Source organism: Streptomyces sp. NPDC044719 (genome assembly GCF_056433405.1).
Genome location: NZ_JBWKHE010000016.1, coordinates 1 through 24002 on the forward strand (window position 1 = coordinate 1; position 24002 = coordinate 24002).

A 24002-nucleotide genomic window follows, 5' to 3' on the forward strand; every position below is an offset into this window, starting at 1 on the left:
AAGAGCCGGGCCAGTTCCGGCTGCTGATCGCTCAGTCCGCTCAGGTCCACTTCCCGCCAGGGCAGGGCGACCTCCCGCGGAATCACCTGCACCGGCCGCCCTCCGGAGCGCTGCCGGAAGGCCGCCCGCAGGTTCGCGTGCCGGTGGAGCAGGCCATCGGCAGCCGCGCGCAGAGCACGGGTATCAAGTGGACCTTCGAGATCGAAGGTCACCTGAACCGCGTAGGCATCAGGGGTGCGGCCATCGTAGAGCGCGTGGAAGAGCAGTCCCTCCTGGAGCGGCGAGAGCGGAAGGACGTCCTGCAGTGCCGGCTTCCTCATTCCTGATCCCCCCACTCCGCTTCCAGCGCGTCGATCTCTGCTTGGTCCAGCGCGACCAGTGGTAGGTCCGAGGGCGTCCAACCGCCTGCTCCGGGCCGGCCGGCGTGAGTGACGAACGCGTCCAGTGCCTGGGCCCACAGCTCGGTGAGCTCGTACACGTCCTTCTCGGACAGCTCCTGCTCGTTCCACGTCCAGGACGCCACCAGCTCGGGTCCCTCTGCGCCTTCCCGGGCCAGGGCGTTGACTCCGAGTTGATGCGCGGGTGGCAGCGTGGCGTCGGCCGGGTCGAAGAGGGCGTCGGCTTCTTCTGCGATGGCCCATTGTCCGGTGTCTGCTGGGGTGAGTCGTCCCAGGTAGTTGAAGCCGATTTGGGGAGCGGTCAGGTTCGACAGTCGTGTGCGGGTCTGGGGGTTGAGGTAGCGGAGGAGTCCGTATCCGAGTCCGTGGTCCGGGACTGCGCGGAGTTGTTCCTTGACTGTCTTGAGCGCTTGTCCGGTGGCGGTTTCTCCGGTGAGTACGTGGTCGAGGTCGATGTCGTGGAGGTCGAGGCGTACGGGGAACAGGCTGGTGAACCAGCCCACCGTGCGTGACACGTCGACACCGGCGGCGAACTCGTCCCGGCCATGCCCCTCCACATCGACCAGCAACGCCGCCCCGGTCTCGCCACGACGCTGCCGCCGACCCAGCACAGAGACCGCCAGCGCCGTCAGCAGGACGTCGTTGACGTTCGCATGAAACGCGGCCGGTACGTCGGTGAGGAGCGAGGCCGCGCGTTCCGCGGGGATCGTCACCACCAAGGACCGCGTCTTGCGACTCTCCTGGGACGGTCGGTCGGCCAGCATCACGCTCGGGTTGTCGAGAACGTGCTCCCACCATGCTGTTTCGGCGATGCGCTTCGGTCCCTGCGCCTGCTCAACCAGCAGTTCGGCCCACCGGCGGAACGAGGTGTGCACGGGGGCCAGGTCCACTGCACGGTCGGCTGCGACGGCTGCCGCCGCGGAGGCCAGATCCGGCAGCAGGATCCGCCAGGACACCCCGTCCACCACGAGATGGTGCAGCACCAGCAACAACCGGCCCGGCCGGGCGGGCCCGGCATCGAACCACACCGCCTGCACCATGACCCCGTCACCGGGCCGCAGCCGCCCACGTGCCTGGCGGGCCTCACCCGCGAGCAGCGGGCCCGGTATGTGCCCGTCCCCACGGCTGACGTCGATCCGCCGGATCAGGTCGGCCGCGAGCACGCACCCCCGAGGGCTGCTGTGCAGCGACCATTCACCACCGGACGACCGCTCCAAGCGAGTCCGCAGGGCATCATGGTGATCCATGACGGCCTGCAAGGCGTCAGTCAACTGCTGCCCGGTCACCCCTGCGGGCACCTGGAGCAGCACCGTCTGGCTGAACCGATCGAGACTGAGCTCCCCCTCCTGCTCCTGTTCCCTTAGCCAGTGCATGATCGGAGTGGCCGGTATCCGGCCGATGCCCAGGTCCGAGGCATCTCCATGCGCTTCGCTCACGGTGACGACGCCGGCGAGCCCGGCGGGGGTCTGGTGCTGGAAGACGTCCTTGGCGCTCATGGCCAGCCCCGCGGCGCGAGCCTTCGACACGAGCTGGATGGACATGATGCTGTCGCCGCCCAGTTCGAAGAAGGTGTCCTCGGCGCCGACCTCAGGGACGCCCAGTACCTGGGCGAAGAGGCCACAGAGAAGTTCTTCCCGCGGTGTGCGAGGAGCGCGGCTCCTCGACATCCCGGCGAGGTCGGGTGCGGGCAACGCTGCCCGATCCAGTTTTCCGTTCGGGAGCAGCGGCAGTTCGTCCAGGACCACGAACACCGCCGGAACCATGTAGTCCGGCAGTGTGCGCCGAACGAATTCCCGCAAGCCCGCGGCATCCACGGTCGACCCGGCTGTCGCCACAACGTAAGCCACGAGGCGTTTCCCGGAAGGCTCGTGCTCGTGGGCGACAACCACTGCCTGCTGAAGATCGGGATGGCGGGAGAGTGCGGCTTCGATCTCTCCCAGTTCGATCCGGTAACCCCGCACCTTGACCTGATCGTCGGCCCGGCCCACGAAGGCCAGCTCCCCGTCAGACGTCCAGCGGACCAGGTCACCGGTGCGGTACATGCGGGTACCGGCCGGGCCGAAGGGGTCCGCCACGAATCGCTCGGCCGTCAGGCCGGGGCGGTTCACATACCCCCTCGCCAGTCCCGCTCCTGCAAGGTACAGCTCGCCCACCACACCCGGCGGCACCAGCCGCAGACCGGGCTCCAGTACGTACGCCCGCACCTGGGAGATCGGAGCACCGATCAGCGGTACGGCGTCCGGGTCGTCACCCGCGTGCCAGGCCGTTGCGTAGACGGTGGCCTCGGTGGGGCCGTAGATGTTCGCGACACGGCAGCCCGGCAGCGTTGTGCGGACGTCGCGAACGGTGCGGGCCGAGAGGGCTTCGCCCGCCAGGACCACCGTGTCGGCCGTGACCTTGACGTCGTTGGAGAGCAGTTGCGACAGGGCCGACGGCACGGTGCTGATCAGGCTGCCGGTCCACCCGAGGTCCTCGGGCCGCTCGGTCAGGGCGAGCACGTCGCGCACGACCTCGATGGTCCCGCCGGACGCCAGCGGGCCGAACATCTCGAAGACGGAGACGTCGAAGCTCAACGACGTCGATGCCAGCACCCGGGACAGCTGCCCGGAGCCGAACTCGGTGACGGCCCAGCGGACCAGGTTGGCGGCGCTGCGGTGGGAGATCACCGTGCCCTTCGGCTGGCCCGTGGAGCCCGAGGTGTAGATGACGTAGGCCGGATGGTCCGCCACGGCCCGTCGGCCTTCCCCCGCCTCCAGGTCACCTGTGGCCCGGCGGTCGATGTCCTGGCTCGTCCCTGCCCGGTCGAGCACGATCAGCGGTGTGTCCGTTCGGGGCAGGCCGTCGGCGACCGCGCGCGTCGTCAGCCACATCACCGGGCGGGCGTCCGACAGCATGAACGTGATCCGGTCGGCCGGGTACCCCGGGTCAATGGGCAGGTAGGCCGCTCCGGTCTTGAGCACCGCGACCAGGGCCACCATCATCTCGGCCGAGCGGGGCACAGCGAGGCCGATCAGGTGTTCTGGTGCGGCCCCTCGGCCGATCAGATACCGAGCCAGCTGGTTGGCCCTCGCGTTGAGCTCCGCATAGGACAGTTCGATGTTCTGGAACACCACGGCCGTCGCGTGCGGTGTGCGGGACGCCTGCGCTTCGAACAGCTCGGACAGCGTGGCGGCGGGAACTTCCCGGCAGGGATCGTTCCACTCCCGCAGCATCCGGCGTCGCTCTTCGGCGGTCAGCACGTCGACCTGGTCCAAACGCTGCCCCGGATCCGTGGCCATCGCCTCCAGCAGCAGGCGCAGCCGCGCCACCATCGGCTCCACGGAACGCCGGTCGAACAGGTCGGTGCTGTAGTCGATGCTGCATTCCAGGCCGTCCGGACTGTTGTCGTCCGCCCGGGTTTCCCGGACCTCGACGGTCAGGTCCAGCTTGGCGACGCCGACCTCGACCGGTTGGGGCGTGGAGTCGAGGCCGGGGAGTTCCGGCCAGGCCTCCGGAGCGTTCTGGAAGGCCAGCATCACCTGGAACAGCGGGTGCCGGGCGAGCGACCTGTCCGGATTGAGCGATTCCACCAGCCGTTCGAACGGCACGTCCTGGTGGGCGTAGGCCGTCAGGTCGGTCTCGCGAACCCGTCCGAGCAACTCACGGAAGCTGGGGTTGCCGGACGTGTCCATGCGCAGCACCAGCGTGTTGACGAAGAACCCGACCAGTTCGTCCAGCGCTTCGTCGGTGCGGCCGGCGATCGGGCTGCCGATGGGGATGTCCGTTCCCGCGCCCAGGCGCGTCAGCAGGGCGGCAACCGCGGCTTGCAGCACCATGAACAGGCTGACCTGGTGGTCATGGGCGAGCGAGATGAGGGCGCGGTGCAGTTCCGGATCGATCCGGAAGGCGACCGAGTCCCCGCGATGGCTGGCAACGGCGGGCCGGGGCCGATCGGTCGGCAGGTCGAGCTGGTCCGGCAGTCCGTCCAGGGCACTGCGCCAGTAGGCCAGCTGCTGCGAGATGACGCTGTCCGGATCTTTCTCGGTGCCGAGTACGTCGTGCTGCCAGCGTGCGTAGTCGGCGTACTGCACCGGCAGAGGCGGCCACGACGGTGCCTGGTCCCGGCACCGCGCGGCGTAGGCCAGGCCGAGGTCACGCGCCAGCGGAGCCAGCGACCAGCCGTCGGCCGCGATGTGATGTACGACGAGCGCCAGCACGTGGGCCTGAGCCCCCACGGCGAAGAGCCAGGCCCGGACGGGTAGTTCGGCAGCGAGGTCGAAGGGGTGGCGGGCTGCCGCGTTCAGCACCGCCGCGAGGTCGTTCTCGCTGGTTTGCACGACTTCGAGTACGGCCCGCCGCAGGGCGTCGACGGTGTCGACGACGTGCTGGCGCGGCAGGCCCTGCGCCTCCGGGAACACCGTCCGCAGGCTCTCGTGGCGGCTGAGGACGTCACCCAGAGCTGTCTCCAGGGCGACCACGTTCACGTCGCCGGACAGCCGCACGCACAGCGGGAGGTTGTATGTCGGGCTCGGTCCTTCCAACTGGTTGAGGAACCACAGCCGACGCTGTGCGAAGGACAGGGGGACTTCGTCCGGCCGTGCCGTCGCGCGCAACGGCACGCGTGCCCGCGTATACCCGTAGAGCCGCTCGGCGAGGCCCGCGGCGGTAGGGGCGTCGAAAAGCGTGCGGACGGAGAGCTCGACGCCCAGTGCCGATCGGATCCTGCTGGTCAGCCGGGTGGCGAGGAGCGAGTGCCCGCCCAGTTCGAAGAAGTTGTCCTCGGCGCCCACCTCGGGGAGACCGAGTACGTGGGCGAAGAGGTTGCAGAGGAGTTCTTCGTGGGGTGTGCGCGGGGCGCGTGTTGTGGGTGTTGTGCCGGCGGCGGGTGTGGGCAGTCCTGACCGGTTGAGCTTTCCGTTGGCCAGCAGGGGCAGTTCGTCCAGGACCACGAACACCGCCGGAACCATGTAGTCGGGCAGTGTGTTCCGGATGAAGTCGCGTAGTCGTGTGGTGTCGATGGTTGTTCCGGTGGTGGGTACGACGTAGGCCACGAGGCGTTTTCCGGGGTTGTGCTCCTGGGCGACTACGGCGGCCTGGGAGAGTGCGGGGTGGCGGGAGAGGACGGTTTCGATTTCGCTGGGTTCGATGCGGTAGCCGCGGATCTTGACCTGGTCGTCGGCGCGGCCCGCGAAGGTCAGTTGCCCGTCGGGTGTCCAGCGGGCCAGGTCGCCGGTGCGGTACATGCGGGTGCCGGCCGGGCCGAAGGGGTCGGGCACGAATCGCTCGGCTGTCAGGCCGGGGCGGTTGACATAGCCCCTGGCCACTCCTGCCCCTGCCACGTACAGCTCGCCGACCACACCCGGAGGCGCCAACCGCAGCCCATCGTCCAGCACATACACCCTGGTATTGGCGATCGGAGCGCCGATGGGTGCCGCCGATGACCATCCCGAGGCCTGCTCCGGCAGGTGGTGCGCGGTCACGACGTGCGTTTCGGTGGGCCCGTAGTGGTTGTGCAGCCGCCGCGTCTCCTCGTCGAAGAACTGGCGCACCGTGTCCGTGAGGGTCAGTGCCTCACCGGCCTGTGCGATGTGCCGCAGCGCCGGGAGCCGCCGCCCCTGTTCGACGGCCGCCGCGCACACCGCGTCCACGACCAGGTTCGGGGCGAACAGCTCACTGATCTCGTGCCGCTCCAACCAGCGGACGAGCCCGTCGGCATCGCGGCGGACATCGTCGGGGGTGACCACCAGAGAGCGACCGGAGGTCAGCGCACCGAGGACTTCCTGTACGGACACGTCGAAGCTGATCGTCGTGAACTGCGCCGTATGACCGCTCTCGCCCTCGCTGATCGGCATGGCTGTGGCCTGCCACGCCAGTAGGTTCGCCAGCCCACCGCAGGACATGGCGACGCCCTTGGGCTTTCCCGTGGAACCCGAGGTGTGGATCACGTACGCCAGGTGGTGCGGCGAGAGAGGGCAGACACGGTCGGCGTCGGACAGGTCGGTGCCCGGCCGGCTGCTGACGAGGGCCCTGGTGTTCTCGTGGTCGAGCACCACGCGTGGCACAGCGGCGGGAGCCTTGGACTGGACCGTGGATGTGGTCAGCAACAGCCCCGCCCCCGCGTCCTCGAGGAGGAAGGCGATGCGCTCGGCCGGGTGTTCCGGATCCAGCGGCAGGTAGGCCGCCCCCGCCTTGAGCACCGCGAGCAGCGCCACCAGCAGTTCGCCGGGGTCGGGCAGCAGAAGGGCCACGATTCTCTCGGGGCCGACACCTCGCCGGACCAGCTCCCTCGCCAGCCGGTTGGCCCGCGCGTTGAGCTCCGCATAAGACACCACCGTGTCGGGACTGTCCGCCGGGGACGACCGTGCGGTAGGCAAGACCAACGCCGTCTTCCGCGGAGTGCGGGCGGCCTGCTCCTGCAGCAGCTCCGGCAGGCTCACCGACGGCACCGGCCGGGCCGTGTCGTTCCACTCGACCAGGAGCCGGTGTCGCTCCCCGGCGGTCAGCACGTCGCTCTGCCCGAGGAGACGTCCGGGATCGGCAGCCACAGCTTCGAACAACTGGTTGAGCCGTGCCGCGATTTCCTCGGCTGCGTCCGGCGTGAACAAGTCCGGCCGGTAGCCGATCGTGAAGCGCAGCCTGTCGCCCGGGAACGCGATGAGGGTGAGCGGGTAGTGCGTCGCGTCATGGGCGGTCAGGCCGGTCACTGCCACGTCCGCCAGGGCCGCCTGAACCGCCTCGGTGTCGAGGGGATAGTTCTCGAACACCGTGGTGGTGTCGAACAGTTCGCGTATCCCCGCCATGTGCTGGATCTCGGCCAGCCCGAGGTGCTGATGCCGCAGCAGCTCGGACTGTTCGTCCTGCAACCGCGCCAGCATGTCCGACCACGACTCGGATTCGTCCCAGCGCACGCGTACGGGCAAGGTGTTGATGAACAGACCCACCATGGCCTCGACGCCGGAGATCTCCGGAGTACGACCGGAGACGGTGGCTCCGAAGACCACGTCGTGCCGGTTCAGCGTACGCCCGAGCAGGACTCCCCAGACGCCCTGGACCACGGTGTTGAGCGTCAGCCCGTGACCGCGCGCCACCTTCGCAAGCGCCGAGGTCAGCGTCTCTGACAGTTCCCACCCGATCTCTTCGGGCGGTGTCACCGTGCCGCCGGAGCCTGCCGGGGCCAGCAGCGTCCCCTCCTCCACTCCCGCCAGCGCCTCCCGCCAGGCTTCCTCGGCCGCGCCCCGGTCCTGACGCGCCAGCCAGGCCAGGTAGTTCCGGTACGGCACGACACCTGGCAGCCCACTGTCGTCCCCGCGCCGGGAGTACAGAGTGAACAGTTCCTGGACGAGGTTGGGCAGCGACCACCCGTCGATCAGGAGGTGGTGGCTCAGGAACACCAGGCGGTACTGCTCGGAGGCGACCCGGATCAGAGTGAAGCGCAGCAAGGGCGGGCGAGCCGGATCGAACCGCCTGGCCCGGTCCTCGTCCACCAGCCGGGGCAGCTCCTGCTCGGGTGCCTGCTCCTGGCCGTCATCGCCGGTCAGATCCACCTCGTGCCACGGCAACTCCACCTCGCGCGGGATCACCTGCACCAGCTGGTCCGCGCCCTGCTGCCAGAATCCCGCCCGCAGATTCGGGTGCCGGCGCAGCAGCGTCGCCACCGCGGCCCGCAACGCCGCGGAGTCGACACGTCCATTGAGCTCGAAGACCAGCTGGACGGTGTAGACGTCCGGCGTCTGCCGGTCGAAGAGCGTGTGAAAGAGCAGCCCCTCCTGCAGCGGCGAGGCCGGCAGAACCTCCTGCAGATCCGACGGCTCACCCCACACCTCCGACAGCCTTTCGCGCTGGCTCTGCGTCAGTGTGATCAGCGGTAGGTCGGTGGGTGTTTGGCTTCCCTCGGGGACGGTCGCGGCCGCGGCCAGCGCCGCCACTGTCTGGTGCAGGAACACGTCGCGAGGGGTGATCGCCAAACCTGCTTGGCGGGCCCGGGATACCAGCTGAATGGACACGATGCTGTCGCCGCCGAGAGCGAAGAAATTGTCGTCGGCGCCGACCTCCGTCACGCCCAGCAGCTCGGCGAAGAGATCGCCCAGGAGCCTTTCCCGCGGTGTACGCGTCGGACGTCCCCCGGGCGTGCCGGTGACCTCGGGGGCGGGAAGTGCCGCGCGGTCCAGTTTGCCGCTGGGCAGCAGGGGCAGCTCGTTCAGCAGCACGAACGCGGCCGGGACCATGTAGTCCGGCAACAGACCCTGTGCGTACTGGCGTAGCTTCGCGGCATCCAGGATGGAACCGGCTTCCGGTACCGCGTACGCCACGAGCCGCTGCCCGGACGGCCCGTCCTTCCGCAGGGTCACCACGGTCCGGGCCACGCCGGGATGCTGTGCCAGCACTCCCTCGATCTCCGCGGGCTCGATGCGGAAACCCCGGACCTTCACTTGGTCGTCCGTCCGGCCCAGGAACTCCAGCGTTCCGTCCGCACGGCGGCGTGCCAGGTCACCCGTGCGGTACATGCGCGAGCCCGCCGGACCGAAGGGATCGGGAACGAACCGCAGCGCCGTCGTTCCGGGCCGGTTCACGTACCCGCGGGCCAGTCCGCGTCCCGACAGGTACAGCTCGCCCACCACGCCCTGCGGAACCAGCTGCAGGGCATCGTCCAGCACATGGACCCGGATGTTCGAGATCGGCGTGCCGATGGAGACTGTTCCGGCGAAGTCGGGAGGGCAGGCCCAGGCAGTGACGTCGACGGCGGCCTCGGTGGGCCCGTAGAGGTTGTACAGCGGCGCGGCCAGCGTGTGCTGGAACCGTGTGATCAGTTCCGGCGGCAGTGCCTCACCACTGCAGAACACCCTGCGCAGCGTCCGGCACTCCTTCGCGGCCGGCGTTTCCAGAAAGGCCCGCAGCATCGACGGAACGAAGTGGACAGTGGTCACCCGTTCCGTACGGATCACGTCGGCGAGACCGGCGGGGTCCTTGTGGCCCTCGGGCGGCGCCACCACCAGGGTCGCCCCTTCGAACAGAGGCCAGAAGAACTCCCAGACCGAGACGTCGAAAGCGAAGGGGGTCTTCTGCAGGACGCGGTCGGTCGCGTCGAGTCGGTACTCGGTCTGCATCCAGTGGAGCCGGTTCACGATCGCGGTGTGCGGGACCGCGACACCCTTGGGCTTGCCGGTGGAGCCTGAGGTGTAGATGACATACGCCGGGTGGAGAGCCGCGGGCCCGCCGGTTCGGACGGGATCGGTTGTCGGGCAACCGTCCAGGGCGCCTGTCGCGTCGAGCTCGTCCAGTACCGCGCGAAGCGCGTGCGGCGGCAGAACGGGCCCGCCCTCGCCGGCGGTCAGGACGGCCACCGGCCGGGTGTCCTCGAGCATGAACGCGGTCCGCGCGGCAGGCTGGGCCGGGTCGACGGGCAGGTAGGCGGCGCCGGTCTTGAGCACCGCCAGCAGCGCCACGACCAGTTCTGCCGAACGCGGCAGGGCGACGGCCACGACGCGTTCGGGGCCGGCACCTCGTGCGATCAGGAAATGCGCGAGCCTGTTCGCCCGGGCATTGAGTTCCGTGTAGGTCAGCTCGCTGCCCTCGAAGACCAGAGCAAGGGCGTGCGGACTGCGCGCGGCCCGCGTCTCGAACAGGGTCGGCAGGTCGGACTCCGGCACCGGACGTGCGGTGTCGTTCCACTTCACCAGCAGATGCTCGAGCTCCTCCTGGCTGTGGATCTCGATCCGGCTGATCGGCTGGTCGGGGTCGGCGACAACGGCTTCCAGGAGCCGTTGGTACCTGCTGATGAGGGTCTGTACGGAGACAGCGTCGAACAGGTCGGTGCTGTACTCGACGAGGCCGTCGATGCCGGGGGTGGCGCTGCTTCCGGTGCCGTTCCCTGTGGCGTTTCCGGCTCGGCGCTCGGTGAGCTCGATGGTCAGGTCGAACTTGGTCGTGCCGGTTCGTACACCCTCGGCCTCGGCCCGCAGACCCGGGAGCTCCAGATCGGGCTCGGCGGTGTTGTGGAAGGCCAGGGTGACCTGGAACAGCGGGTGGTACGAGAGCGATCGTGCGGGCCGCAGGTCTTCCACCAGGCGTTCGAAGGGCAGGTCCTGGTGGGCGTAGGCGGACAGGTCGGTCTCCCGGACCCGCTCCAGCAGCTTCCGGAAGCTCGGGTCCCCGGAGGTGTCGGTGCGCAGCACCAAGGTGTTGACGAAGAACCCGATGAGATCGTCCAGGCTCTCGTCCGTGCGCCCGGCGATCGGGGAGCCGATCGGGATGTCCGTGCCCGCCCCCAGCCGGGTCAGCAGGGCGGCCAAGGCCGCTTGCGCCACCATGAAGACGCTTGCCTGGTTCTCCTTCGCGAGGTCGACGAGCCCTCTGTGGAGTTCCGCGCTGAGCGTGAAGGTGTGGTCGGCGCCTCGGTGGCTGGCGACCGCCGGGCGCGGGCGGTCGCTGGGCAACTCCAGGTGGTCGGGGAGCCCGGCCAGGGCAGCACGCCAGTACGAGAGCTGCCGCGACGCCAGGCTGACGGCGTCACCTTCCCCCGCTTGCCCCTCGGCGTTCCTGTCGGCTCCTTCGTCACCGAGGAGTTCGCGTTGCCAAAGCGTGTAGTCCGCGTACTGCACCGGCAGCGGCGACCACGCGGGCGCGGTGCCGGTGACCCGGGCGCGGTAGGCGGTGCTCAGATCCCTGGCCAGGGGCGCGAGCGACCACCCGTCGCCTGCGATGTGGTGAAGTACGAGAACCAGCAGGTGTTCCCGCGGCCCGAGCGTGAGCAGCGTGGCACGCAGCAACTGCTCGGAGGCCAGGTCGAACTCGTATCGGACTGCTTCGGCGACCCTCTCCGCCAGCTTCGCCTCGTCGGCGGCTTCCACCTCGGTGACCTGTAGCACCGGAAGCGCCGCGGCCGCGTCGAGGACCAGCTGGTACGGCCGCCCCGAGTTCTCGGGGAACGTGGTGCGCAGACTCTCGTGCCGGGTTACCACGTCCGCCAGTGCCGCGGTGAGGGCAGCTCGGTCCACAGCGCCCGACAGCCGCACGGCCAGGGGAATGTTGTACGTCGCGCCGGGGCCTTCCAGCCGGTGCAGGAACCACAGCCGGCGCTGGGCGAAGGAGAGGGGCAGCTCTTCGGGCCGGGCCACCGGGCGCAGCGCGGGCCGTGCCGGTCGTGCCGTGGGCAGCCGCTCGGCGAGGCCGGCGACGGTCGGTGTCTCGAAGAGCCGGCGGACCGAGAGCTCGATGCCCAGCTCCGACCTGACCCTGCTGGTCAGGCGGGTGGCCAGCAGGGAGTGCCCACCGAGGTCGAAGAAGTTGTCGTCGATGCCCACCGCGGACAGACCGAGGACGTCGGCGAACAGCCCGCACAGGAGCTCTTCCTGAGCGGTGCGCGGGGTCCGCCCGGTCGCCGCCGCTCCGAAGTCCGGAGCGGGCAGGGCCGCCCGGTCGAGCTTGCCGTTGACGGTCAACGGCAGGCGGTCGAGCACGACGACGGCGGCCGGCTGCATGTAGTCCGGCAGCCGGCCGCGTAGGTACGAGCGCAGGCCGGCCACGAGCGCGCCGGTCCGTCGGCCGGCGTCGGGGTCGTTGGTGTAGGCCGAGAGCTCCCTGTGCCCAGCGGCGGGATGCGGATGGGTGTCCACGGGCGTGGTGGACGCGATCTGCGCGGAGTCGGCGAAGACGACATCGAGGCTGCCCGGGTCTCCGGTACTCGACCAGGTCACGGCCACCCAGTAGCCGAGTTCCGAGCCGAGTTCGTGGAACGCTTCGGGGTCGGGGTCTTCGACTCCCTCGGTGCCGCCGAGTTCGCTCGGGAGCTGGTCGGTCTCGAAGCCCTGGTGGATGGCGCTGCCGGCGTCCAGCTCGCGCATCGTGGCGAGCTCGCCGGACAGGCGGGCGTTGGGAACCCCCACGAGCCGCAGGGGCCCCGGGCGCCGGGCGGACAACTGCTCGCGCAGCTCCTGCAACCCGCCGACATCGTTTCCCCAGTGCAGGCGTTGCGTCTCGCTCAGCGCGAGGGGCGCCTCGGGTTGTTTGTGGAGGACCACGTCATAGCGATGCCGGGTGAGCTCATTGTGGTACTGACCGCGTTTGACGCGTAGATCGACATGCAGATCGACATCCTCGGCAGCGATGCTGCGTGGCAGCGCCGTGAAGAACTCCGGGTCGATCAGCAGTTCCTTGTCCCGGGCCATGTTCTGCTCGACGGCGCGACGGATGTGGGCCGCGTCCTTGGAGAGGGTGCGGGAGCGCACCTCCACGGCGGTGTGGAAGCACCGCTGGAGGCGAAGGTTGCGGATGTCTCCGACGAAGACGGCCCCGCCGGGAACCACAGCTTCCACTGCCTTGCGCAGCACTTCGACCAGATAGCGGGCGTTGGGGAAGTACTGCACCACCGAATTGATGATCACGGTGTCGAAGAACCCGGCCGGTATGCCGTCGAAGTCGTGTGCCGGCTGGTGCCGCAGCGTCACTCGGCCGGCCAGCTCGGGGGCGCGGCCGACCTGTTCCCGCAGAGCATCGACGGCCGATGCGGAGAAGTCGGTCGCCCAGTACTCCTCGCACCGCGGGGCGACCGGCCCCAGAAGCAACCCGGTGCCGACGCCGATCTCCAGCACGCGTCGCGGCCGCAGCGAGAGGATCCGCTCGACCGTGGCAGCACGCCACTCCTGCATTTCCGGCAGAGGGATGGGCTGCCCGTCATAGCTGCTGTTCCACCCGGTGAAGTTCGACCCGGCGGGCCGATCGGCGGCGTCTTCGTAGAGCGAGTCGTAGATCGACTGCCATTCCCCGACCTGCTGCGCTTCGGCGAGCGCCGGGGCAAGCGTCCCCGCCTGCGTCTCTTCCTGCGCCTCGATGTCTCCCTCGGCAGGCGTCTGCGTCTGCGCTGGTTCGTTGTCCGCCGCCACGGCCGCTGCCACCGGCACCGCGTAGGCGACGAGACGCTGGTCTCCCGGCCGGTGCTCATGGGCGACGACAGCGGCCTGGGCGAGGCCGGGGTGCTGGGACAGTACGGCCTCGATCTCACCCGGCTCGATCCGGAAGCCCCGAATCTTAGCCTGGTCGTCGGCCCGGCCCACGAAATCAAGGACCCCGTCGGAACGCCTCCGGACCAGATCACCCGTGCGGTACATACGGGAACCCGCCGGGCCGAAGGGGTCGGCGACGAATCGTTCGGCGGTGAGGGCCGGCCGACCGAAGTAGCCGCGTGCCAGACCTGCTCCCGCGATGCAGAGCTCGCCCACCACACCGACCGGAAGCGGCTGTAGGCCGCTGTCGAGCACGTACAGCCGCATGCCGTCCATGGCACGGCCGATGGGCACGCTGTGAGACACGCGGTCCGGCGCCCGTGTGGTGTGGTGCGCGGCGAAGGTGGTGGTCTCGGTAGGGCCGTAGCCGTTGACGACCGCGGTGTCCGGGCAGTGATCCAGCACCCGTTGGACCGCTCCGGCCGGGACGACATCGCCTCCCGTCCACACCGCCCGGACGCCGGCGAAGCTGCCGGGGGACTCTTCTGCCATCACCTGGAAAAGGCCCGCGGTCAGCCACAGGCCCGTGATGCTCCCGCCGGCGACGAGGCGCGAGAGAATCCGGGTGTCCAGCTCACCGGGCGGTGCCACGACGACCTGACCGCCGTTGAGCAGAGGAACCCACATCTCGTACGTCGACGCGTCGAACGCGTGCGGAGAGTGCAGCAGCACCCGCTCGTGGTCACCGCCGCGCCAGCACCGGTCGGAAGCCAGGCTCAGCACGTCCTGGTGGGTAACGGCCACGCCCTTCGGCACACCCAGCGACCCGGACGTGTACATGATGTACGCCAGCTGCTCCGGGTGACCGTCCACGGCGGGAGCGCTGTCGTCCTCGCCGGCGAGGAGCCGATCTTCGTCAACGACGACGACCTGGGCATCATGCGGGAGCGCGCCGCTCTCTCCGGTCCGGGCAACCCGGGTGGCCCGGTCCGTGAGCAAAACCCTGGCCTCGCTCTCGGCCATGATGGCTTGCATGCGCGCGGCAGGGTTGCTGTGGTGCAGCGGCACATAGACGCCGCCCGCCTTGAGGACGGCCAGGATGGACACCACCAGGTCCGCCGAGCGCCGGAGCAGAAAAGCCACCCGGTGTTCGGGGCCAACCCCCATGCCGATCAGCCGGTGTGCGAGGCGGTTGGCCCGGGCGTCCAGTTCCCGGTAGGTGAGCTCCTCGTCGTGCGACCGGACGGCGAGTGCGTCCGGGGTGCGGACTGCTTGCTCGGCGAACCTGTGCTGGACGGTGCCGGCGTCGGCCCCGGCACCGTCGGCCGCGGGCTGACTGTTCGCCGTACCGTTCCATGCCGCGAGCTGGTGGTGCTCCCGCGGTGAAAGCATCTCCATAGCGCCGACCCGCTGGCCGGCGTCGGCCTTCAGTATCCGCAGGAAACGCTGGTGGTGAGCCGCGAGCTCAGCATCTCCGTACAGCGCGGGGTTGGCGTCGAAGTCGATCCGCGGCCCCTGTTCCTTCGCCCGTTGATAAACGGTGATCGACAGGTCTTCCACCTGGCCTGCCGAAAGAGTGTGGGATGTCGCTGGCGAGTCACCGAAACGAAGGTTGTAATCGAAGGGCATGATATTGACGACCGGTCCGAACAGTTTACGGTCGTAGCGGAGGAGATCCAGATCCCGGCGCAGGTCCTCATATCGGTAGCGCTGGTGCCGGAGCACGGAGAAGATTTCCTGCGACGCCTGCTGAATGAGGTCGGAGAAGACCGTGTCCGGCCGCACTGTCAGGCGCAATGGCAGCACATTCGACACCATTCCCGGAATCTTGCGGGAAGGCGCTGTGTCGCGGCCCGTGACGCCGAGTCCGACCGTGACGTCGCGTGCGCCGGTCATGCGGTGCAGATAGGCCGCCGTGGAGGCGACGACGACCGAGGGCCAGGTCGTCCGGGCGCTACGGGCCAGTGCCCGCAACCCGTCCATGCCCGACGAGGGAAGCTGGGCTGTCGCCCGCCGCACGCTGTGGGACGTGGGGGAGAACCTGCCGGCGAGGACCGCCGGTTCCGGCAGATCGGCGAACTGCCCAGTCCAGTACTCATGGTCCTGAGCGAACTGTTCGGACGCCCGGTACCTGCGTTCCTCCTCCAGCAGAAGACGCAAGGGGCCGAAGGCCTCGTCATCGACCGGCCGGCCGCCTGACAGCGAGTCGTAGATGTCACAGAGCCGTCGGATGACGAGCGCTGCGCCGAAGCCGTCCATGACGATGTGGTGGACACGCTGGTACCAGAAGAACCTGTCGGGTGCCGCTGTGAACAGGGCGCAGGTGTAGAGCGGGGCCGACGCCAGATCGAGCGGTCGGGTCAGGTCGGTCTCCATCCAGGCCAGGGCGGCTCGGCGTGGATCCGGCTCCGTACTGACGTCGATGAGCGGCACGGTCAGGTCGGCCGGCGGGGTGACGATCTGCCAGGGCCCGGTGCTGTCGGTGACGAAGCGGACATGGAGGGCTTCCGCTTCCGCGATGGCGCGCCGTGCTGATTCTTCCAGCAACGCGGTGTTCACCGGACCGTGAATTTCCAGGTATTCCCCGAGAATATAGGTCGGGTTGTCCGGGGCCAGCTGCTGGGCGTACCAGATGCCGGTTTGAGCAGCCGATAATGGAAGGCGGGCGTCCCGAGAATTGAACATGCTCTCCCCGTGGGGTCCGGTGACCGATGCAGTGATTCGGTGGGCCTGATGAGCGCGAATCACCAGAGGTGACGAGGCGGGGTGAGAAGCCTGCGGGGTGTCGCGCTGAGGGAATGGTCATTTCCGGCCCAGGCCGATCTGCCGATTGTTGAGTGTGGGACGGGAGGGTGTCAACGGGCCAACATCGGCCAACTCCCTTGGCGTCAAACCCCCTTGAGGTGACCGTCAACGGCCGTGGAAGCGACCGGTTTCGTGCCCGGTGCACAGTCAGTCGGGCCGGCCCGACACATCCGTCTGCGCCGCCCCCGCGGAAGGAAGCCCCGCGCCCAGGGCTCCCGCGGCCACGCATGCAGTCCGGGCCCTCGGCTCACAGACCTCACCGTCGCTGCCTCCCTTCAGTCCTCGTGGCACAGCTGCTCCAGAGGACCACAGCCGCAGGACGGTCCGCTCCTGACATCTATCAGGGGTGCGTCGGTGTCTGGGACGCGGTCAGGTTCGCGGGCTTGGTGAGCACGGGTCAGGTTTTTGAGCAGGTGGCTGCTCTATCGATCTGTTCCGTCACAATCCGTCGCGGGTGATTGTGGTGAGTGGCGAGCCGGGTGATGTGGCGCGTGCTGATCGGGTCCTGGGGTGGCCGGGGAATTCGAGCAGGTGACAGCTGCGGCCATACCTGCCGGAAGGTCAGGGCGATGGGTGATGTGCCCTCGCACCGGATTGTGGACACCCGCTTGAACGACGCGCTGGTGACGCGGGCGACCGTCTCCAACGGCAACCTGATGCTGGCGGGCACCGACAAGCCGTCGCAGCGCTGATGGCAGGCCTGGGAGCGTTACCTGCAGGTGGGGCGACCTGGTCAAGTCGGACGCCGGCCAGTGGCAGGCCAATGACCACACCGGCCGTACCGTCGTCTTCGACCTCGACGGAGCTGGCAACAACCGCATCGCCTCCATGCAGCGCGCCCGCGAGCTGACCGGTAAGAACGGCTCCAACACGAAACTGTCGGCACCGACAACTCCGAGCGCACCAAGCTGGGTTCGACCTGGTTCCACCACACCGCGCTCGGCCTGGCGTCCACAACCACAACGGCAAGGACACGGATTCATCCACGAACCGGTGGCCCGTTGGGCCGTACCAGTACGGCCGCCCACCCGGACCAGGGCTGGGCGGGGGCCACGTCTATGGCTGCCTAGCCCAGGGCGGAGCTGCCCGCCCGGTGTGAAGCTCAGCAACAGGTGGCGCTCGACGTGCGGCCGACGCAGCAGGGAACCCCGTCCGGCAGGCCCAGGCCCAGGCCCAGGCCCAGGCCCAGGCCCAGGCCCACGCCCGGGTCCTGCACCACTGCCGAAGATGCGGCCGCCATGGCGACCACTGCACAGCGCATGGTGAGGTCGACGGTCTAGACCCCGCCCGGCCGGGTCCCGGTCCCGGCGGCCGCCGGGACCGGGACCAGAGTGCTGGCCTCCGCACCGCTGCACGGTGGCGAGTTACACAGCATGCATCGAAGTCAGATCATGAGCAGCAGCCGTGTATGGGGCACGAGCTTCCGATTGACGCTGGTGCTCTGCACGAAGATGGTGAAGTGGTCGTTGTGGTCCGGCTTGACGCGAACTTCCGTGTCGGGCAGGCCGAGTAGAGCCCGGGCTTCGGGTCCCGTGTACACGCGGTCCGTCTTCTTCTCCAAGACCGCGATCTGCTTCCGCGCCTGGATCTTCTCCGATTTGCTCAGCTGGTAGAAGGCCCCACCGGTCCGGTAGGCGTGTCCGCATTCGATGACCCATTCCCTGATGGCCGCGTCGCGAGAGACCGGGATCAATTGATACTTCGACGGATCGACCGGACTGAGGCCGGCTGCCTTGATGGTGTTCTCATTGACCGCGTCCGCGCCGGTGGAGAACACCGCGCGCGATCCCCGAATGCCCTGGGCGCGGCCCATCATGAAGTTCTCCGTGGCCTGCTGGATGACCTGCCCGGCCTCCTCAAGGCCCTGTGTGCTGGTGGCGTCCCATATGGCGATGTTGTCCTTGGGGAAACCGCACTGCATGGCCTCGCGCTTGCCCATCTGGTCGGGCACCAGGACGGCCAGCGTCCAGTTGTCCTGCTGCGTCGCGATCATCTCGGCCACGGCCTGGACCAGTTGGCGTGGATCCTGCGCGGAGAAATCCCGGCACCGGTGGCTCGCGTTCTCCTGGCCGTCGGTGAGCACGAATGTCAAAAAGCTGTGGTCGCCGTACAGTTGCGCGGTCTGCGCCAGCTCCCGCTGCGACTTCAGTGCGGCCGCCAGGAGCGCCGTCATTCCACCGGTACGGTACAGCTGCTTCAGCGACGGCATGCGCAGCACGTCCTTGTCGTAGATGACGCAATCCACCTTGTCGGCGAAGACGTACACCGTGACGCGAGTTTCCTGGTCCAATTCCCTCGAACGGCGGGCGAGATAGGCGATCTGCTGGTCGGCGACCTCGACAACCTTTCGGCTCAGGTGCGACATGGACGAGCTGGCATCCAGTACTAGAGCAACGTGGTTGATGTAATTCTGGGTTCCGGTCATCACAGCTCCCCCTTTGTTCCGACTCGATGCTCCGATCCTCTCACCCACCACTGACAATCGATCTTGGTCCGGCGGCCTCATGACAGCAACATGCGCGTCCAGGCCACGGCCAGCAGCGTGCAGGCGAGGGTGAACAAGCTCTGCACGACGGCGGTGACGGGCATCCGTAGACGGGCGTGCACGACGGCGCTGGTCGCCGCCACGGCCGGAACGCCCCAGACGACGAGCCACGTCAGTACGGGGACGTCCCGGGAGCGCGCGGGCTGCACCGAGTGCGGCGGCTGCGCGCTCCCCATGCCGACGATGAAGAACAGCAGCCCGGCGGCGACGACGATGACCACGTCCGCGACCAGGAAGAGCAGGGCGACGGCGATGTCGATCAGCCGAGAAGGGCGTTCGCTTCTGGGAGGCGCATCGGAGTACGGGTCGTCCGTGGACGGTGAGGCCATGGCCCGACTGCACCACGGAATGACGGGTTCGGCACCACCCGAGGTCGTGAAGGAGCCCTACTGTGACCATCGGTGTCCTCAGCGAGCGGCCGGCGGCGGACGCCGTACCCCTCCCTCACCGAAGGCCGCCGACCGCCGAGGGGATCCCGCGCGCCCCGGCTGTCGTCGGGACGGCGCTCTCACTCCCGTCCATCCGACGCGGCAGCCGGCCACACGCCCGGCGACAAGGCGGTAACGGTCCAGGTCACTGTGCTCAACGGCTTCACGGAACGGCTGAACCTCGAGCCCCAGTGTCGAGGCCCGCGATGCTGAAGGCCGCGCAGCCGACAGCATCTTCGACGTCGAAGTGATGCCGGACTTCGACTACGCCCCGGCGATAGGGGAGCGGCCCTACCTCTTGATCAACGCGGCGCTGCGTTCCTCAGGCTTGCCCTCGGCCGGATCGAATGATCGTCCTGCTGTTGGCACGGGTGGGTCTGCGGTGCGCTTGGCCCGGCGGTCTGCCGCTCACCAGGAACCTCCCCAGCTTCACCTCGTTCCCGTTCTCGATCCGCCCACATGGGCCCTGAGGACCTCTCAGCTCCACTCTGGTGACCAGGCTGCCAGGCGGCTGCGGTGTGGCGCTCTGCGCCATCACGGGCTGAGAGCGAGACCCACATGCTGGGGCGGACCGTGGGCTGGTCGCGTTCGCTGATGTGGTTGGCCTGGACGGGGGCGTCGTTAGGCTGGTCCAGGAGCTTGTTACGGGGCAAGGCTGCCGTCGTGATGCCCGCCCGGCTCAAGGCCCGGCCGTCACCGCAGTGTGACGCGAGCGCGGCAAGGCCTTCGGCCGCCCGGTGCCGCTGCACAACTTATGTCTGTAGTGCTCCAACGTCCCTGACCGGCGCCGCACTTGTCCCGGCTGCCCGCGGCACAGGACCGGGCCCTGACGGTGCTGGACCTGCCCAAGAAGGGGGCCGTCCCTTTCTTGTGTGCCGCTGGTGGTAGGTCTCTACGGCGAGCTCAAGGCTTGGGGGACGTCGGCCGATAGACGGGGGTATGCCAGACTCGTACGCACGACGCCGCACGGTGCTCACCGGCGCGGCCCTGCTGACCGCCGGCGGAGCATCTCTCCTGGGGACAGCACCTGCCAAGGCCACGGGCCGGGTCCTCGCGGAGCGGCGCTTGGCCGAGCGGCTGATCGAGCTGACCATCGACTCCCCGGCTCTGGGCGGTCCCGGCCGTGTGGCCCTGCTCGTCCCCCGTGGCTGGGACCGTCGCGGACCCGGTGACCGCTGGCCCACCCTCTACCTGCTGGCGGGCGGCGACGGCGACCACACCACATGGACGACGATGTTCCGAGTGCATGAGCTCGCCGAACTGCGCGACGTCCTGGTCGTCATGCCGGGCATGCCGCTGTTCGGCTTCTGGACCGACTGGTGGAACCACGGCAAGCAAGGCCCGCCCAGGGTACGCACGTACTTCCTGCGCGAGGTCGTGCCCCTGGTGGAACGAGAGTACGGTGCCGGGACGCGCAGAGCGGTGGCCGGCGAGTCGCAAGGGGGCTTCGGGGCCCTGGGGATGGCTGCCCGGCTCCCCGGCATGTTCAGCGCAGTCGCCGCGTTCGGGTCACCCGTGCACCCGGTCCGGCACCCTGAGATGTGGCTGTCCGGCGCGAAATTCGTGGGAGTGGACGGCTACGCGATCTTCGGGGATCCGTGGGAGCAGTGGCAGGTATGGCTGGACTGGGACCCTTTCCGCCACGCCGAGGGCCTGCGTCACACGCCCGTCTACCTCGCCTCGGGCGACGGAACCCCAGGACCCCTCGACGGGGAAGACCCCGATCCGCACATCCCGGGCACCGAGAAGTGGGTCGCGCTGGCGGACAAGGACGTCGTCTCCATCACCGAAGCCGTCTGTGCGGAAGAGGCCCGAATGCTGAGCAACCGCCTCAAAGCACTGAGAGCGCCGGTGACCACGCATTTCTACTCCGGGACCCACACCGGAACCTACGGGTACCGCGAACTGCGGCACGCACTGCCGATGCTGCTGGACGCCCTGCACGGCCGCCGGCGCCGGTAACCCGGGCCCGGCTGACTGCACGCACCCGCGCACCGCGCTGGGCCCGTACCGGCTGCGGGCGCGTGGACCGGGAGCTGCTGGGCTGGGCCGATTTTGAACCCCTGCCCGTGTTCCTGCAGTTCATCGTTCGTCGTGGGCGGGTGCCGGGCAGGCCAGCAGGCCTGGATGAGGTACCGCTCGGTGGCCTCGTGGGGGGCAAGGCGACGGCGGTGTCCTGTCCGCGAGCGTGGAGGCGCAGCCGATAGTCGCCGAGGCCGTGGAACGGCACAACGGAGAGGCCTTCGTCCAGGTCGTCCATGATGCCGCGAACCAGATGAGTTCCGGTGGGGGAGTGGGCCGAGATTTCGACGATCTCCAGCCAGGCACCGCTGTTGGGTGCGGGCTGGGCGTGGTGAAGGGTGACGGTGACGTCGGCGTCACCGGTGTGGGTGCCGGGCATGCCTGCGAGGGCGCGGTCGGCGAGGCGCGCGAGCCCGTTGCGCCCGTGCGCCAAATCGTCAGCACCGCCATGCTGGACTGCACCCGGCGGAGCCGGAGGCCCGCGCAGACCGCGCTGACGAGTCCGAACGCCGTGATCAGAACGGCGGCCTGCGTCATCAGCCCGGTCACGGGGCGGTTTCCGGGGTCGCCGGACCGGCCTGAGGGGAGAGTCGCTCGAGCTCCCGGCGCTCCTGTTCGATCTCCCGGCCGAGAACGTAGTTCAGGCCGGTCCGGATCGCGGCGATCGCGGCCAGCTGGCCGATCTCGGTGAAGGAAGGGGCGATGGCGGTCCGCAGGATGTCTCCGGCGAGTGGAACTCAAGACCGAAGGCCAGGAACCGGCCGAGGGCCAGCCGGATCCGGCTGTGCTCGCCGCCAAGCTCGTCAACGAACTCGTCGAGCCGCGGACGAACGTCAGCTGACCAAGACCATCGCCCGCTACGGCCGCGTCGACCTCCTCGCGATCGACGAACTGGGCTACATGGAACTCGACCGACGCGGCGCCGAACTGCTGTTCCAGGTGTTAACCGAGAGGGAGGAAAAGGCGTCCGTGGCCATCGCTTCCAACGAATCGTTCGGCGGCTGGACAAAGACCTTCACCGACCCGAGACTCTTCGCTGCCATCGTGGACCGGCTCACCTTCGGCGGCAACATCATCGAGACCAGCACCGACTCCTACCGCCTTGCACACACCAAGACCCATCGAGCAGAAGACCGATCGCCGCCGCAGCGTCCACAACCGTTTCATCCGCCCGCACCTTGCCGCCTGGCCAAGGACGTTGTCCGCCGACCCACACCGTCCGCAATCCAGCCGCCCGGCCGCCCGCGATGTCGTGGTCGGGATTGTCACCGATCATCCATCCGCCGTCGGCCAAGTCCCGACCACACCGTTCAGCGGCCAGTTGGAAGATCCGGACAGCCGGTTTGCGGATACCGACGTCGCCAGAGACACAGCAGGCGTCGACCCGCTCGCTCAGCCCTGTCCGCTCGATCTTCCTGAGCTGGTTGTCGGCCATGCCGTTGCTGACGATGCCCACCCGCCAGCCCGACGACCGCAACTGAGATAGACCTTCAAGCGCCTGCGGGTCGCACCGGACAAGGTCCGGCATCCGGGCGCGGCTCCTCAGCCGCCTGCGTCAGGGCGAAGTGTTCCCGCACGTCGCGAAAGAACTGATCCCGGGGCCCGGCTCCCAGCCCGTCCGCGGCGATCAGCCAATGCGGCGCCTCGTCTCCGAGGTCGTTCTCGTCAGCGAACTCCGAGGCCCACACAGAAAATGCGAGCTGCCGGTCGACCAGGGTGTCATCCAGATCAAACAGTGCCAACCGCTGCACAGACACCCGCCTCCCACAGCCTGCCCGATCCGACCCCGTCCGCTCGCCAAGGTGGGGCCAATTCCCGTTGTCAGATCATGGCACGCAGATCGCCAAGTGGGGCCAAATCACGCTGTCATCCGGGGCTGTCGAAAAGTGTCGATGCCAAGCACCCTCTCGCCCTGTGCACGCAGGCCGACCGAAACCCCGACCGCCCTCCCGCGGGAGTTCCGCCATGGACCGCGACCTGACCGAGCTCACCACCGATCTGCCCGTCTGGGCCGCCCCCCCATGGCGGGCGGCGCCAGCACCCCCGCTCTCGTCACCGCCACCGCCCGCGCCGGTGGCCTCGGCTTCCTCGCCGGTGGTTACAAGCTCTCCAGCCGGAGGCAGGCCGCTACCAACTCACCCTGCCGGCCGACACCGTTACCGAAGACGACGACGCCTGGGAGGACAAACTCGACCTGCTCCTGGAGAACCCGGTCCCGATCGTCTCCTTCACCTTCGCCCTGCCCCACCCGGAGGCCGTCCGGGCGCTGCAGGACGCAGGCAGCCTCATCGCCCAGACCGTCACCACCCCGGCCGAGGCCCTCACCGCGGCCGAGACCGGCGCGGACCTGCTGATCGTCAGGCCCCCGCAGCTGGCGGCCACGCCGCCACCCTCACCCCCACCCGCACGCTCGTCTCGATCCCGCTGCCCGACCTGGTCAGCGACGTACGGCACACCGTCCCGCTGCCCGTGATCGCCGCCGGCGGCATGCCACCCCCGCCGACACCGCCCGCCCGGCGCGCCGGCGCCCACGCCGCCATGGTCGGCACGGTCCTGCTGCGTACCCATGAGAGCGGTGCCTCCGCACCGCACAAGGCCGCCCTGAGCGACCCGGCCTTCACGGACACCATGCTGACCCGGGCCTTCACCGGCCGCCCCGCCCGGGCCCTGCGCAACCGCTTCACCGACACCTACGAACCCCTCGCCCCGCTCGGCTACCCGGCCCTCCATCACCTCGCCGCCCCGCTGCGTAGGGCCCGCCACCACCGCGGGCGACACCGACCTGATCCATCTGTGGGCCGGCACCGGCCACCGCCAGGCCCGCGCCGAACCCGCCACTCAGACCCTCACCCGCCTCGCCGCGGAAGGATGACACGGCCGCTACTCA

The 24002-nt window shown here is 69.0% G+C and carries 9 protein-coding genes and 3 pseudogenes; 4 read left to right on the forward strand and 8 right to left on the reverse strand.

Going from position 1 to position 24002, the window contains the following annotated elements; genetic code table 11:
• Both AC07DF_RS40095 and AC07DF_RS40100 read right to left on the reverse strand, forming a co-directional pair.
• Positions 1 to 320: condensation domain-containing protein (locus tag AC07DF_RS40095; protein ID WP_478982327.1), on the reverse strand; the 320-nt coding region annotated here is incomplete at its 3' end.
• Positions 317 to 16000: an amino acid adenylation domain-containing protein gene (locus tag AC07DF_RS40100; protein WP_478982329.1), complete on the reverse strand. Its 15684-nt coding sequence runs from the start codon at positions 15998 to 16000 to the stop codon at positions 317 to 319. The genes AC07DF_RS40095 and AC07DF_RS40100, both read right to left, overlap by 4 nt.
• A gap of 689 nt (positions 16001 to 16689) precedes the next feature.
• Here AC07DF_RS40100 and AC07DF_RS40105 point away from each other — a divergent pair.
• Positions 16690 to 16812 carry a hypothetical protein gene (locus AC07DF_RS40105; protein ID WP_478982331.1) on the forward strand — a complete coding sequence of 41 codons (123 nt, stop codon included), beginning with the start codon at positions 16690 to 16692 and terminating at the stop codon, positions 16810 to 16812.
• A gap of 410 nt (positions 16813 to 17222) precedes the next feature.
• Here the strand turns inward: AC07DF_RS40105 and AC07DF_RS40110 are convergent, their stop codons facing one another.
• The 3 genes from AC07DF_RS40110 to AC07DF_RS40120 form a co-directional block, all read right to left on the reverse strand.
• Entirely contained in the window at positions 17223 to 17381 is a 159-nt protein-coding gene (locus AC07DF_RS40110) for a hypothetical protein (RefSeq protein ID WP_478982333.1), read from the reverse strand.
• Positions 17382 to 17504: 123 nt separating this feature from the next.
• A complete protein-coding gene (locus tag AC07DF_RS40115; protein ID WP_478982335.1) occupies positions 17505 to 18545 on the reverse strand; it encodes a vWA domain-containing protein in 1041 nt (346 codons plus the stop codon).
• A gap of 77 nt (positions 18546 to 18622) precedes the next feature.
• Positions 18623 to 18994, reverse strand: coding sequence for a hypothetical protein (locus AC07DF_RS40120; protein ID WP_478982337.1), 372 nt, complete (start codon positions 18992 to 18994; stop codon positions 18623 to 18625).
• 1038 nt (positions 18995 to 20032) lie between these two features.
• Here AC07DF_RS40120 and AC07DF_RS40125 point away from each other — a divergent pair.
• Entirely contained in the window at positions 20033 to 21055 is a 1023-nt protein-coding gene (locus AC07DF_RS40125; RefSeq protein WP_478982339.1) for an alpha/beta hydrolase, read from the forward strand.
• Positions 21056 to 21660: 605 nt separating this feature from the next.
• Here AC07DF_RS40125 and AC07DF_RS40130 read toward each other — a convergent pair.
• Positions 21661 to 21899, reverse strand: a pseudogene (locus tag AC07DF_RS40130) (DUF1622 domain-containing protein); the annotation flags it as partial.
• Between the two features lie 3 nt (positions 21900 to 21902).
• On the opposite strand from AC07DF_RS40130, the pseudogene AC07DF_RS40135 reads away from it, so the two are divergent.
• Positions 21903 to 22231, forward strand: a pseudogene (locus AC07DF_RS40135) (ATP-binding protein); the annotation flags it as partial.
• On the opposite strand, the gene AC07DF_RS40140 reads toward AC07DF_RS40135, so the two are convergent.
• Together AC07DF_RS40140 and AC07DF_RS40145 are read right to left on the reverse strand one after the other, a co-directional pair.
• Positions 22188 to 22643 carry an HAD family hydrolase gene (locus AC07DF_RS40140; protein WP_478982471.1) on the reverse strand — a complete coding sequence of 152 codons (456 nt, stop codon included), beginning with the start codon at positions 22641 to 22643 and terminating at the stop codon, positions 22188 to 22190. The pseudogene AC07DF_RS40135 and the gene AC07DF_RS40140 sit on opposite strands and share 44 nt — an antisense overlap.
• Positions 22606 to 22872 carry a hypothetical protein gene (locus AC07DF_RS40145; RefSeq protein ID WP_478982341.1) on the reverse strand — a complete coding sequence of 89 codons (267 nt, stop codon included), beginning with the start codon at positions 22870 to 22872 and terminating at the stop codon, positions 22606 to 22608. The genes AC07DF_RS40140 and AC07DF_RS40145 overlap by 38 nt, the downstream gene beginning before the upstream one ends.
• Before the next feature lie 208 nt (positions 22873 to 23080).
• On the opposite strand from AC07DF_RS40145, the pseudogene AC07DF_RS40150 reads away from it, so the two are divergent.
• A pseudogene (locus tag AC07DF_RS40150) lies at positions 23081 to 23987 on the forward strand (NAD(P)H-dependent flavin oxidoreductase).
• Positions 23988 to 24002: the final 15 nt, after the last annotated feature.